Source organism: Nostoc sp. UIC 10890, assembly GCF_054786515.1.
In genome coordinates this window covers 1,485,697-1,498,273 of the sequence record NZ_JBSGKF010000001.1, presented here as the reverse complement: position 1 = coordinate 1,498,273, position 12,577 = coordinate 1,485,697, and the positions used below count along the sequence as shown (strand labels likewise).

Here is a 12,577-nt window from a genome sequence, read left to right as displayed (position 1 = left end):
AGGAAAGCCCCCATCTGCTACACCCATGCTGACAGTGGCGGAACTTGTAAAAGTTCGCTACTGAGGGAGTCGTGAATATAACCATTTGTAGCGAGAATTCTACCTGACTCAATTTTGGCAAGAGTGCCATTGTATGCGGTGACTTTGCCCCCGGCTTCTTGTACCAAAATTATCCCGGCGGCAATATCCCAAGGAGAAAGCCCCCGTTCCCAGTAACCATCGACACGCCCACAGGCGACATAAGCCAAATCTAGCGAGGCAGAACCGCTACGTCTGACTCCTTGGGTAAGATGGGTGAGGTGACTAAATTCTGCGTAGTTGTTATCAGAGGTTTCGCGGCGATCATAAGCAAAACCTGTTACTAGTAGGCTTTTACTCAGTTCAGATGTTTCTGAAACTTTTATGGGACGACGGTTACGCGTTGCCCCTAAGCCAGCAGCGGCACAGAATAATTCATTGTGAAATGGGTCAAAAATTACACCAACTTGTGGAACGCCATTAATTAATAGCCCGATGGAAACAGCAAAAAATGGGTATTGATGAGCATAGTTGGTTGTGCCATCTAAAGGATCTATTGCCCAGAGGTATTCATTCTCTTGATTACCGAATTTCCCTGATTCTTCAGCGAGGATAGAATGCTGGGGAAAGTGACGACGCAAAATTTCTAAAATCAATTTTTCAGAGGCTTTATCAGCAGCGGTGACTAAATCACCAGGGCGTCCTTTTTCAATAATTGCGTCTTCTAACTTACCCAAGTAACCTTGTAAAATCGCACCAGCAGCCAAGGCCGCTTCTGTCGCAATATCTAGAAAAATTTGTAGATTTGTCATTTGTCATTTGTCATTTGTCATTGGGCATGGAGAAGAGACAAGGAAGAGAGGGAAGACAAGGGAGAGGGGGGAGTAAATTATCGCCAATCCCCAATCCCAGTCCCCAGTCCCCAATCCCCAATCCCCAATATTCAAAGATTTTGGCGGCGAAACTCAGCGGGAGTGAGGCGCATGGGTTTTTCTGGTTTCCAGATTCCTTGCCCCATGAGTCTAGCCCATTGTTGGGCACGTTCTAAACGCTGGTCATATTTGTGGTTAGGCGATCGCCCCACAAACATTGCATTCCCTTGTTTGACTAATTCTTCATTCAGTAACACCTTATTTTTCCACACATAAGCTAGAGTTCGCCCGATTTTGTCTTTTGCTTCTAAATCAAACTCCAATGTTACCGACTGTTCTGTACCACCAATTAGATTCTCTAACTGCTCTTTTGCTGCTTCCCCCCAAGGGCGCTGTCGCAAATCTGGTGCATCAACACCAACTAACCGCACTTGGGAAATCAAATTTGGTTGTTCAGCCATGCCTAAAACTTCTAAACTCTGCCCACTAACTACCCGCGCTACTTTCACTTGAGCTTCATTGTTTGGCAGTTGGTTTTTGCCTTGGCAACTCACCAAGAGCAATAAGCAAACCAAAATAGCTATTTTTCGTACCCAGTCACCAAAATGTACAGGCATCAGAAATTTGGTGATTTTGAATTGTTTATCGAGACAGAATTCTGAATTCCGAATTCTGACTCCTGAATTCTTCTTCATTCCTCATCTAAGGGTAAACCCGCTTTAATTTTCCCCCTAGCAAAATAGCGTCCAAACTGGAGTTCGTAGACTTCATCTTCGTCTTGTGTCTCCACTTCCAAGTCAGAACGGGGATAACTCACACACAACAAGGCATAACCTTGCCGACGTAAATCTGGCGACAATCCGATCGCCTCTGGTTGATAAATTTCTCCTGACAAAACTCTTACAGCGCAAGCGGTGCAAGCCCCGTTGCGGCAGGAAAACGGTAGTTCTACCCCTTGTTTTTCGCCAGTGTGCAGGATGTAGCGGTCTTCGGGTACTTGTAAGGTGTATGTTTTGCCAGTGGCGCGATCGCGAACTCTAATTGTGTATGTACGGGACATTTGGATTTGCGTTGTGGGATTAGGATTTTCAGATTCAATCTAAAATATCTTTCTTTATCTTTGCATTTTCTGAGATTCTATAGTATGATCGTAACTTGTGACACCTGGAGAGGTGGCCGAGTGGTTTAAGGCGCAGACCTGGAAAGTCTGTGAAGCGGAAACGTTTCCGAGAGTTCGAATCTCTCCCTCTCCGTTTTCAAACCTTAGTCTAAATATATAGTTAGAACTAGACTTCTACAAATAGTAAAGGTTCAGAAAAAAGTGCAATATTGCCAAAGATATTCTTAAAATTTCTTAAACAAGCTACGCACAACTTTCCATAGTCAAACTGTTCATAGATGAACTTATCATGCAAGTTTGTGCTTTTTTTTGCTTTGGCATAATCCACTCTACCAAAACTACTACTAAAAATAGAAGTTAGAATACGCTTGCATCAAGCTTAGGTGGATCTTTGCTGCTTGTGCTGGCGTAATTCCTCTACTATATAGTCTTCCAGTTCTTGTCTTTCCCTTTTACTGGCATTTCGTTGATAAGTTCTTCCTGTTTCTTGGATAAACTTGCGTTTCTCGCTTGGAGAAGATTTGAGTTTACCTCCAGTTCCTTGGAGCTTTTGCTGTAATTCTTCCCAAGTCTTTTCACCCACACTTTCACCTAGTTTGACCAGTACCTTTGGTAGTAATATTTTGGCCTCTCTTTGAAAATCATCTTCTGTTTCCAGGGAAGCTAAATCTATATTGCTGAAGTCGATATCGATTTGAAACTTACTCATAGAATTGTGTTTGTTCTTTTAACGATTATTACCACAATGAGGAGAAGATAGGTTTTACTTTTCTGTAAATCCTAGATAGGATACGAAGATAGCATGATTGAGCAGCTAGTAGATGGCAGGTTGTATTGAATTTGTTAACTTAACACTGACAAGTATCGCCAATGCTTTGTGCGAGGGTATTTTCCTGCTTGAACCCATGAAATAAACAATATGGAAGATTTCGTCACGAATTTGACGACTGTACTTGCGACAGCAGTTGATATCTTCACTGGCATTATCATTGGTATCGCTGTTTTGGAAGCCGTCATCAAGATCCTAGTTTTTTTATTTAGCCGCCGTAAAAAGCTGAACGATGCTAAAGAGGAAATTCGCTTAGGGTTAGGTATGTGGCTGGCTCTTTCCCTTGAGTTTGCACTGGCTGCTGACATTTTACGTAGTACGATCGCTCCAACTTGGGACGAAATTGGTAAACTAGCTGCCATCATTGCACTACGAACAATTCTGAATTTCTTTTTGGCAAAAGAAATTGAGCAAGCAAAGACTAAAAAGAACAATATCAAGGATGAATCTTTTTAATTTCTCTGTATGGGCAGCAATCATCCAGTTGTTAGGTTCTCTAGCGATCGCTGGTTATGTCATCGCTGCAATCCTTTCTCTAGTTATCAGGTGTAATCTTTACCAGGCAAGACTTATAGTCGCAGAAGGAATGCTCACAAGTTTGAGCTTTATGGTTGCAGCAACTTTGTTAAAGGCCATTAACCTGCAAACTTGGGGACAAATTCTGATCTTTAGCGTTATCCTATCACTCCGCATCTTTCTTAAGAAGTTATTTGCTTGGGAGAAAATGCAAATTTTGACAATTAAATCTCACGTTTAATGAGTCAAACAAGTTTTTACAAATGATTTAAGACTGCTATATCAGAAGGATTTTACATATAGTTAATGCTTGCATAACCAGGTTAACAATATTAGAAATGCTATCTTAAAGGCAAAGGTCATTTGCTCAAATTTTGAGGAAAACGCTATGACTACAACGCTCATAGAGGCTAATTCTATCGAGTCATTGCTAGGTAAAGAGGCAGAAGACCTGCTTACCTACAAAGCAAAAGTTTCTCGTGATTTACTACATTTGCCGGGGCCAGACTTTGTAGATCGAATCTGGCTCAACAGCGATCGCAACCCTCAAGTATTGCGTAATCTCCAGCTGCTTTATTCTACTGGTCGTCTGGCAAACACAGGTTATTTGTCTATTCTACCGGTAGACCAAGGGATTGAACACTCAGCAGGTGCGTCTTTTGCGCCCAATCCGATTTACTTTGACCCAGAAAATATTGTCAAGCTAGCGATCGCCGCAGATTGCAATGCTGTTGCTACTACTTTAGGGACATTAGGCATAGTTTCGCGCAAATATGCCCACAAAATTCCCTTTATTGTCAAAATCAATCACAACGAATTGCTGACTTTCCCCAATCAATTTGACCAAGTATTATTTGCTGATGTGGAACAAGCTTGGAATTTAGGGGCGGCGGCGATAGGTGCGACAATTTACTTTGGTTCCGAGAATTCTACTAGACAAATCAAAGAAATCAGCCAAGCTTTTAAACGCGCCCATGAACTAGGGATGGTCACTATTCTCTGGTGCTATCTGCGAAATAACGCCTTTAAACAAGATAAAGATTACCACCTAGCGGCTGACCTCACCGGACAAGCGAATCATTTGGGTGTAACCATTGAAGCCGACATCATCAAACAAAAGTTACCCGAAACTAACAATGGTTACGGTGCAGTTGCCAAAGCCAGTGGTAAGAGTTACGGCAAAACCGATGAGCGGGTTTACACAGAATTGACAACTGATCACCCAATTGATTTAACTCGTTACCAAGTGCTGAATTGCTACTCTGGGCGCGTGGGACTGATTAATTCTGGTGGCGCGACTGGGAAAAATGACTTCGCCGAAGCCGTTCGCACTGCTGTAATCAACAAACGGGCTGGTGGTTCAGGATTAATTTCTGGGCGGAAGACCTTCCAGCGTCCCTTTGATGAAGGTGTGAAGCTATTTCACACCATTCAAGATGTTTATTTGTCGCCGGACGTGACGATAGCTTAGGGAATGGGGAGCAGGGAGCGTGGGGAGAAGAATTAATAATCAATGCCCCATTCCCCATTCCCCATTATTTTTTTAAGAACAGCTACCCCTCTTTAAAAAAGTGTTTCGTTTCCCTAATTATGTATTTTTTAAGTCTTGTTCTTTGTCTTTATAGCCAGGGTTTCATCAAGCTGGATACCTTGTTGAGCAAGGCTTCCAAAAAATATTAAGCTACCAAAATAAGGGAAAAGACCTATAGACAGCAAGTTTCCTAAAAATAAGGTGCGTTTGTCCTGTCTTTGTAGTTCTTGAGCTATTAACTCTTGAGCGCGTGCTTCAATTTTCTTTTGACGTTCTATCGGTAGCTCTTTGATTTTGTCTCTCAAACTTTTCCCCATTTCCCCTTGAATCCTCCCCTAAGTTTAAAAGATGACTTTTATATCGCGCATCAGCTTTTTTGATTAATTCTTTATAAAAACGCTTTTGGCCAACACCCGATTTATTACCTGCTACGAGTAAGATTGCTTGTCTTGTTGGGTCAAAAGCGAATGCTACACGCCAAACACCACCATTGGCGTTAAACCTTAACTCTTTCATATTCCTGTATTGGGAACCATTGAGTGTGTCAGCATGAGGACGTTTTAGCTGTGAGCCAAATGTTTCTAATAGCTTTGCTGTAGCTATTAGTTCATCTTGTACTTCTTCAGATAAATCCTCAAATTCTGATGCAAAATCATCATGAAATTCAACGTTCCACACTAATCTATTATTAATAATGAGACATATATTTTCAACAGTATACCAGGTCAATAAAAGAACTACTTACTTCATCGCCTTTGCCGACATCCCTAAAAAGCTCCTAAGAGGTTGTTTGAAAAGTCATGATTGATGTATCAAATATTTTTTACCCCACCCTACCCCTCCCCTTATAAAGGCTACGGTGTACACACAAGTCCTAAAAACCTAGCTTGATAAGACTTTCCTCGTTCCCAGTCTCCGACTGGGAATGCATTCATTGAGTCTCTGACTCAATGCCAGATTGGAGGCAGAGCCTCCACGAGGAGCATTCCCATGTAGAACATGGGAACGAGATAAAAACGAGGTAAACGAGATAAACGAGAGAAGAATGGAAAATCAAGCTTTTTCAACTTGTGTGTACACCGTAGCCTTATAAAGGGGAGGGAACCGTATTTTCCGGTTTCCCCCCTTTATAAGGGGGGATTAAGGGGGGTAATAATGTGATTAAAATTACAGCAAACAACTTTTCAAACAACCTCTAACACAGAGCATTCAACCCCTTAGCCGCCTTATTTACTTCTTCCCTGCCTTAAAGCCTTCCCCACTAAGAAACTCTTCATTTATCAGCAACAGGATTTTCTCTGTGGAATTCTAGCCAATTCCCCACTTACCAGCCCCCAACGAATTCAGAAAAAGCAAATCTCGGTAATGATTCTGGGATATCCTTAGATAAGTGAAAGATTTGCCAAAAAAAAGTAAGAATGAAGCTGGCAGCAAGAGTAAGTCAGGTAACACCTTCATTAACCTTAGCGATCGCAGCCAAGGCTAAGGCATTGAAGGCAGAGGGAATAGATGTTTGTAGTTTTAGCGCTGGAGAACCAGATTTTGATACCCCAGCGCATATTAAAGCCGCAGCAGTCAAAGCTTTGGATGAAGGCAAAACCAAGTATGGTGCCGCCGCCGGAGAACCAAAGTTAAGGGAAGCGATCGCCCGTAAGCTTAAAACTGATAATGGTCTTGATTACAAGTCAGAGAATGTCATCGTCACTAATGGTGGTAAACATTCTCTGTACAACTTAATGGTGGCGCTAATCGATCCAGGTGATGAGGTAATTATCCCTGCACCCTACTGGCTAAGTTATCCCGAAATGGTGACTTTGGTCGGTGGAGTTTCGGTAATTGTGCCCACAGATGCAACGACGGGTTATAAAATTACTCCCGAACAACTCCGTAAAGCAATCACGCCCAGGACAAAGCTATTTATCCTCAACTCTCCATCTAATCCCACAGGGATGGTTTACACGCCAGATGAAATCAAAGCACTGGCGCAGGTAATAGTTGATGCAGATATCTTAGTCGTCTCTGATGAGATTTACGAAAAGATTCTCTACGACGGTGCAGAACATATCAGCATCGGTTCTCTTGGGAAGGAAATTTTTGACCGCACTTTGATCAGTAATGGGTTTGCGAAAGCTTATTCCATGACGGGCTGGCGTCTTGGCTATTTAGCAGGGCCCGTGGAAATCATTAAAGCAGCGAGTACCATCCAAGGACATAGTACATCTAACGTTTGTACCTTTGCTCAATATGGTGCGATCGCAGCTTTAGAAAGTTCCCAAGATTGTGTCGAAGAAATGCGCCAAGCCTTCGCCAAACGCCGACAGGTAATGCTAGACAGACTCAACGCCATTCCCGGATTGAGTACCGCAAAACCAAATGGCGCTTTTTATCTGTTCCCTGATATCAGCAAAACCGGTCTAAAATCTCTAGAATTTTGTGACGCTTTGCTGGAACAACATCAAGTTGCAGTCATTCCCGGAATTGCTTTTGGCGCTGATGACAATATTCGCCTTTCCTACGCCACAGATATGGCGACGATTGAAAAGGGAATGGATAGATTGGAAAAATTTGTCAAGTCGCGTATTTAGTTAGTTGTCATTTTTGACATCCTCACCGACCTAAAGGCGCTCTTAAGAAGGAGTAATGAGTAATGAGTAAGGAGTAATGAGTAATGAGTAAATACCCATTTTTCATCCACTCATTACTCCTTACTCATTACTCATTACTTTAAAGCATTGCGTGAAGCACGGGACTTTACCCACCTACGCGGGTTTCCAATTTCTTAAGTCCGCCTGCGCGGGCTTCGTTTGTGTAGCCGCGATTTCTAATCGCCTGGTATATTTGCTTTTCAAATAAGCTCTAAGACATCGCTTGTTTAATTGGTTCTAATTCATCCAAAGACAACTCACGGAATTCGAGATAATATAAAATTGCTTCAATAGGATCTAGTGGTTCTATTGGGTAATACCTTTGCTCGTATGCTGCCACAAGCGTAGTTAAAACTTCCAAGCGGTCAAACTCTGGTGTATTTAGTTCCGCATCAAACAATCTTTCAATTTCATCAAGTGCAGCACGATAATCAGCTTTGGTGCGGATGGCATAGGGTTCAAACATAGGTATTAATGCCTCAAATACTTATTGCATCTACGTTGCTGTATTCTTCGTTTTCTTAATGGAGATTTTAGTAGTAACTTTGATGCAAGATTAAAAAAATCAGTCTATTCCGTTCCCAAAATACTTTTATTTAGAACCTATCAAACGCGGAAACGACCTGACTAATACAATTCCGCCAACCAAGGCAAAAATTGATCCTAAGCTGATAAACATAATAGGCAAAAACCATAAACTCAGCCAGGAATTGATCGTGGCAGAATTTGGTTTTTCAGGACTGTATAGTATTTCTACCTGCTGACCTTTAGTAAATTCTGGTGGGTTGCTGCCTGAATTTGCTTCAAAAACCGTTGTTTCACCAGAGGAAGTGGTAAATTTCACCACTGGATAGTAGACATAAGAATAACGACCCTTATTATCAGTTGATGAACGTTGCACCAAATCAATTATTGTCCCTTGTGCTGGGATTGCAGAGGTCACAAAGGAACGAGTATTCAGTCCAATAATTATGCCCGTAACGGCAATTATGCTGCCAACACCACCGAATATTGAACCAAATATACGAAAAAATGTTGTATCTTCATTCATAGGATGTTGAAAAGTTTGATATCGCTAAAAGTGTTAATTTCAAATTTTAGGTTGATATTTTTAAATTAGGTAAAAATCGGGGAGAACTAGGGGAGCAAGAAGTTTCGGCTACACAGACAAAACCCGCCTGCGCGGGTTAAAAACCTTCATTCTCTGAAAGCGTTCTCGTAAGAGTAGCCGCTGCGCGTCTACATGAACAAGCGCACTGATTAGGTGTTATTCACCCGCCAGGGAATATAACTAAGAGACTAATTGCTCAAGTCTACTGAAGTAGACTGAAAATTTTCGCGCTATGAAGTCCTCTGAAGAGGACTTTAGCTATGAGACAGGGATTTACAATCCCTGGCGGACGTGAGGTTTCGCGTTAAGTTGACACCAATGCTACATGAATTGCCCCTACTAGTCTGTCAATAAATAATTGATGGATAAATTCCCTGTAGAGACGGCGATTTATCGCGTCTCTCTAACCGTCAAAATGAATTTGACAGACTACTACTACCTGAAAATCATTCTTTTCGGCTATTGTTTGCGTAAGTACTGTTTAAGTATTTTGTCTGTTTATTAAGAAAGATATGGGTAAGGGACAGGGAAGGGGGAGCCAAACTTCCCTTTCCACTATGCTTCACGGCAGGCTTGCACCCAAGTTAATTACACTACTAACGGTACTAGTTATCCCTTTGAGAATCGCTATAAGATGAGTAAAAGGGTCTTCTAGGTTAATAATTTCAATCTTAAACACCATGAAGTGTCCTGAATGAATGACAGCTATCTACCGTTTGGATGTAAATGACTGAGCAACGTGATGCTGACTCACCCTTAACTGATTCTCAGCAATTGAGTGAACCGACCGATGGAACAACTACCAAATCCGTCGATAATTCCTGGACAAACCGCATTGGTGATGTCTGGAACAAAACAACAACACGTCTAACGCAACTCTTACCCGTAGAACAACTGGCACAGACAGTTGTTGAATGGTTTAGTGTGAGTGAGGCTCAGGTTACAGAGATTTTAGAGAAAATTCGAGCCGAACTGCCAACCACAGAAGCGCTACTGATTGGTAAACCCCAAGCCGGAAAAAGTTCAATTGTGCGGGGATTGACGGGAGTTTCTGCCGAAATTATCGGTCAGGGATTTCGCCCCCATACGCAAAACACCCAGCGCTATGCCTATCCTTCTAATGACCTGCCGCTACTGATTTTTACTGATACGGTAGGTTTGGGTGATGTTAAACAAGATACCCAAGGAATTATTCAGGAATTAGCTAGCGATTTACAACAGCAAACTCGTTCCGCCAGAATTCTCCTTTTGACCGTCAAAATCAACGATTTTGCAACTGACACGCTACGAAAAATTGCTCAACAACTACGCCAGAAGTATCCAGAGATTCCCTGTCTGTTGGTAGTTACCTGTTTGCATGAAGTTTATCCTGCCGATATTGTTGATCATCCCGCCTATCCACCAGATTATGAGGAAGTCAACCGCGCATTTGCCGCGATGCAACAAGCCTTCGCAGGAATAACTGACCGCTCTGTACTAATTGACTTTACTTTAGAAGAAGATGGCTACACTCCGGTATTTTATGGCTTAGAAGCGCTGCGAGATTCCTTAGCAGAACTACTCCCACAAGCAGAAGCCCAGGCGATTTATCAGCTATTAGATCAAGAAGAAGTTGGGAAGCAAATTGGCAACCTTTACCGAGATGCTGCACGCCGTTATATTTTGCCATTTGCGATTATGTCTGCCACTCTCGCCGCTGTACCTTTGCCATTTGCCACAATGCCCGTACTCACTGCTTTACAAGTATCAATGGTTGGACTGTTGGGTAAATTATATGGGCAAACAGTTACTCCATCTCAAGCTGGGGGTGTTGTGAGTGCGATCGCAGGTGGTTTTTTAGCACAGGCAATTGCACGGGAATTAATTAAATTTATACCAGGTTTTGGTAGTGCGATCGCAGCCTCTTGGGCAGCCGCCTATACCTGGGCGCTTGGGGAAGCAGCCTGCGTTTACTTTGGTGATTTAATGGGAGGAAAGAAACCCGATCCCGAAAAAATTCAGTTGGTGATGCAAGAAGCGTTTCAGGCGGCAAAAGAACGGTTTAAGGGAATTCGTAATTCGTAATTCGTAATTCGTAATTCGTAATTATTTTAAACACTAGTAGTTCACCAAAGGATTGCCTCTGGCATAGGCTTCTACTGTTTATACTTTCTCCTTTGGTGCTGGCACAATGCCAAACTTATTTAAACCTGCATCGATTTCTCTAAGTGCTTTAAAATCTTCCTCTGGTAAAGGATAGCTGCTACTGCTGAATAAACCCCCACTGACAGCAGGCTGCTTTTCCAAAAAAGAAAAAGCTTGGCGAAACTGATGCGGTTCGGCTTTAATCGGTGAATCAAAGTGGCAGGGAATTATCCACTGGAAATCCCAACGAGCAACTTTTTCAGCCCAGTCGATGGTTTCTTTTGGTGCGCGGTTGAGAATTAGCGTTTGTAAAATTGGTGCGACAAACAAACGCCCATTCCCTTGCAGAGCATAAAACGATCGCTGCCAATCTGACTGCCATTTAAAGGGATACAATCCAAAATAAGCTTTCCTTGAGCGTTGTGGTGCTTTCAAGGCATCTTGCAACACCTGACTCCATTGGGGTATATCTAGTGCCCTTGGTTGAAAATACAAAGCAAACAAACAGATGCGCCCCCAACCCTTACGGCGATTTTCCGGAATGTCTGCAACAATATCAGAAGCATGATCCTTGGCATGGAATAACAAGGGATATGGATCTAATAAAACGATCGCAGGTGGATCTTCTGGGATCGAAAGTACAGAATCAGTGACTAAAAGAGTATGCGATCGCTTGTGGAAAAAAGCAACTTCTGCAAACCTACCAGGGCCAAGGTCGATGGGGCCCAGCATTGCATAATCAAACTCATCAGCAAAGGGTGTTTTGCTACTATCTTCTGGAAGTACTTGAGTTCGTTTTGGGGGTAAGCCAAGCCAACTAAGGGGGAGATTTAGCGGGAAACTCCACTGATGGGGAGCCACAAATACCTGTGCAGTGGGAAAGTATCTGGCGAAGGGGCCGACGAAAACTTTGTGTTCTATACCAGAGATAGTCGGTAGGATGATGTACTTAACATTGCCATGTTCTGCCACCAATTCATTCACAAGCCGGATGCACTCTGGAGTTGGTGCAACAGGCGCGTAGATCAAAAGACCCCCAGTTTCCAGCTTAACCACAGTCATACGAATCGGCACAACTACGTAGAAAATGCCCTGAATCTGGTCAAAATTCCAGATTGTGTCCTTAAGCACCTCTTTACGAATTGTCTGCCGCCTACCGTAAGGGTAGAGTGGCACAACAGGCCATAATCCCCAGGAAAAGTCCTTTAGATAAATCTGTTGTGTATTGACTACGCGTTCATCATCAGTCACTCTGCAACCCCCTCCAAATTCCCGATCTCAAATTGTTTTTATTTACTCCCCACGGAGTTAGAGAGTAAATTGTTGAGATAATAATAAGGTGAAGTACCTACACTTCTGCTATCGCAGTAAGTGTAAGCTTCCTGTCTCATTTGCTATTGCTTTGTTAGGGACATTGTAAAAACAATGTGCGTTACCAAAAACGCTCCGAGTCTTACATAGCATCTCTGGGGTTTCCCCCTTTATCTGGACAAAGCCAGAACCCAGGCAGCCGCCCGCCTCCCGCAGGCAGTTAAATTGTTAATCCGAGAATTTACATGGAGTGTGCCTACGCGTTCCAGCGGCAAATTCTTTTCCCCCTTACTCACGCTAGTTACACTGGTAAGCGTATTACCGCTACTTTGACCATTTTTTGAATTCAAAATTCAAAATTCAAAATGAATAATAAGAATAATTTTGAATTAATTAATTCGCTTGGTTCTTGCCCCCACTGATTGTCTTCAATTTTGAATTAATAATTTTGAATTTTGAATTCCCCGAAGGGGTTGACCTTTTGTTTACAGCCGTGTGGG

Annotated in this window: 13 protein-coding genes and 1 tRNA gene; 6 read left to right on the top strand and 8 right to left on the bottom strand. The window is 42.5% G+C overall.

The genetic code is table 11. The annotated features are described in order from the left end of the window. Positions 1-17: 17 nt before the first annotated feature. The 3 genes from ACWATR_RS05975 to ACWATR_RS05965 form a co-directional block, all read right to left on the bottom strand. The gene (locus tag ACWATR_RS05975; RefSeq protein ID WP_460330392.1) at positions 18-830 is read right to left on the bottom strand and encodes an inositol monophosphatase family protein; all 813 of its coding nucleotides are present in this window, start codon (positions 828-830) and stop codon (positions 18-20) included. Between the two features lie 131 nt (positions 831-961). Continuing rightward, the gene (locus ACWATR_RS05970; protein ID WP_460340236.1) at positions 962-1,507 is read right to left on the bottom strand and encodes a thermonuclease family protein; all 546 of its coding nucleotides are present in this window, start codon (positions 1,505-1,507) and stop codon (positions 962-964) included. A gap of 74 nt (positions 1,508-1,581) precedes the next feature. Continuing rightward, entirely contained in the window at positions 1,582-1,950 is a 369-nt protein-coding gene (locus ACWATR_RS05965; protein ID WP_069074190.1) for a 2Fe-2S iron-sulfur cluster-binding protein, read from the bottom strand. 106 nt (positions 1,951-2,056) lie between these two features. On the opposite strand from ACWATR_RS05965, the gene ACWATR_RS05960 reads away from it, so the two are divergent. Next, positions 2,057-2,143 (top strand) — tRNA-Ser (locus ACWATR_RS05960). Between the two features lie 246 nt (positions 2,144-2,389). On the opposite strand, the gene ACWATR_RS05955 is transcribed toward ACWATR_RS05960, so the two are convergent. After that, positions 2,390-2,719, bottom strand: coding sequence for a hypothetical protein (locus tag ACWATR_RS05955; protein ID WP_460330389.1), 330 nt, complete (start codon positions 2,717-2,719; stop codon positions 2,390-2,392). A gap of 210 nt (positions 2,720-2,929) precedes the next feature. On the opposite strand from ACWATR_RS05955, the gene ACWATR_RS05950 reads away from it, so the two are divergent. The 3 genes from ACWATR_RS05950 to ACWATR_RS05940 all read left to right on the top strand — a co-directional run bounded on the left by ACWATR_RS05950 (position 2,930) and on the right by ACWATR_RS05940 (position 4,826). Then, positions 2,930-3,295 (top strand): DUF1622 domain-containing protein, encoded by a 366-nt coding sequence (locus ACWATR_RS05950; RefSeq protein WP_460330387.1) that lies wholly within the window; start codon positions 2,930-2,932, stop codon positions 3,293-3,295. Further along, positions 3,282-3,596, top strand: coding sequence for a DUF1622 domain-containing protein (locus tag ACWATR_RS05945; RefSeq protein ID WP_460330385.1), 315 nt, complete (start codon positions 3,282-3,284; stop codon positions 3,594-3,596). Before ACWATR_RS05950 ends, ACWATR_RS05945 begins: the two co-directional genes overlap by 14 nt. A 147-nt stretch (positions 3,597-3,743) precedes the next feature. Then, entirely contained in the window at positions 3,744-4,826 is a 1,083-nt protein-coding gene (locus ACWATR_RS05940) for a class I fructose-bisphosphate aldolase (protein WP_460330383.1), read from the top strand. 315 nt (positions 4,827-5,141) lie between these two features. Here the strand turns inward: ACWATR_RS05940 and ACWATR_RS05935 are convergent, their stop codons facing one another. Continuing rightward, positions 5,142-5,564: a type II toxin-antitoxin system RelE/ParE family toxin gene (locus ACWATR_RS05935; protein ID WP_435026846.1), complete on the bottom strand. Its 423-nt coding sequence runs from the start codon at positions 5,562-5,564 to the stop codon at positions 5,142-5,144. A gap of 740 nt (positions 5,565-6,304) precedes the next feature. Here ACWATR_RS05935 and ACWATR_RS05930 point away from each other — a divergent pair. Further along, positions 6,305-7,471 (top strand): pyridoxal phosphate-dependent aminotransferase, encoded by a 1,167-nt coding sequence (locus ACWATR_RS05930; protein WP_460330380.1) that lies wholly within the window; start codon positions 6,305-6,307, stop codon positions 7,469-7,471. A 271-nt stretch (positions 7,472-7,742) separates the two neighbouring features. Here ACWATR_RS05930 and ACWATR_RS05925 read toward each other — a convergent pair whose 3' ends face one another. Beyond that, positions 7,743-7,997, bottom strand: coding sequence for a helix-turn-helix domain-containing protein (locus ACWATR_RS05925; protein ID WP_460330378.1), 255 nt, complete (start codon positions 7,995-7,997; stop codon positions 7,743-7,745). Positions 7,998-8,123: 126 nt separating this feature from the next. Next, positions 8,124-8,582, bottom strand: a complete 459-nt coding sequence (locus ACWATR_RS05920; RefSeq protein ID WP_460330374.1) for a DUF3592 domain-containing protein — start codon at positions 8,580-8,582, stop codon at positions 8,124-8,126. Positions 8,583-9,368: 786 nt separating this feature from the next. On the opposite strand from ACWATR_RS05920, the gene ACWATR_RS05915 reads away from it, so the two are divergent. Then, positions 9,369-10,706, top strand: coding sequence for a YcjF family protein (locus ACWATR_RS05915; protein WP_460330371.1), 1,338 nt, complete (start codon positions 9,369-9,371; stop codon positions 10,704-10,706). Between the two features lie 78 nt (positions 10,707-10,784). On the opposite strand, the gene ACWATR_RS05910 is transcribed toward ACWATR_RS05915, so the two are convergent. Beyond that, entirely contained in the window at positions 10,785-12,017 is a 1,233-nt protein-coding gene (locus ACWATR_RS05910; RefSeq protein WP_460330369.1) for a DUF4336 domain-containing protein, read from the bottom strand. Between the last annotated feature and the right edge of the window lie 560 nt (positions 12,018-12,577).

Excerpts from the sequence above, each read along its gene's own strand:
- ACWATR_RS05975 (WP_460330392.1), bottom strand. The coding sequence starts at position 830 with ATGACAAATCTACAAATTTTTCTAGATATTGCGACAGAAGCGGCCTTG.
- ACWATR_RS05970 (WP_460340236.1), bottom strand. The coding sequence starts at position 1,507 with ATGCCTGTACATTTTGGTGACTGGGTACGAAAAATAGCTATTTTGGTT.
- ACWATR_RS05965 (WP_069074190.1), bottom strand. The coding sequence starts at position 1,950 with ATGTCCCGTACATACACAATTAGAGTTCGCGATCGCGCCACTGGCAAA.
- ACWATR_RS05955 (WP_460330389.1), bottom strand. The coding sequence starts at position 2,719 with ATGAGTAAGTTTCAAATCGATATCGACTTCAGCAATATAGATTTAGCT.
- ACWATR_RS05950 (WP_460330387.1), top strand. The coding sequence starts at position 2,930 with ATGGAAGATTTCGTCACGAATTTGACGACTGTACTTGCGACAGCAGTT.
- ACWATR_RS05945 (WP_460330385.1), top strand. The coding sequence starts at position 3,282 with ATGAATCTTTTTAATTTCTCTGTATGGGCAGCAATCATCCAGTTGTTA.
- ACWATR_RS05940 (WP_460330383.1), top strand. The coding sequence starts at position 3,744 with ATGACTACAACGCTCATAGAGGCTAATTCTATCGAGTCATTGCTAGGT.
- ACWATR_RS05930 (WP_460330380.1), top strand. The coding sequence starts at position 6,305 with ATGAAGCTGGCAGCAAGAGTAAGTCAGGTAACACCTTCATTAACCTTA.
- ACWATR_RS05925 (WP_460330378.1), bottom strand. The coding sequence starts at position 7,997 with ATGTTTGAACCCTATGCCATCCGCACCAAAGCTGATTATCGTGCTGCA.
- ACWATR_RS05920 (WP_460330374.1), bottom strand. The coding sequence starts at position 8,582 with ATGAATGAAGATACAACATTTTTTCGTATATTTGGTTCAATATTCGGT.
- ACWATR_RS05915 (WP_460330371.1), top strand. The coding sequence starts at position 9,369 with ATGACTGAGCAACGTGATGCTGACTCACCCTTAACTGATTCTCAGCAA.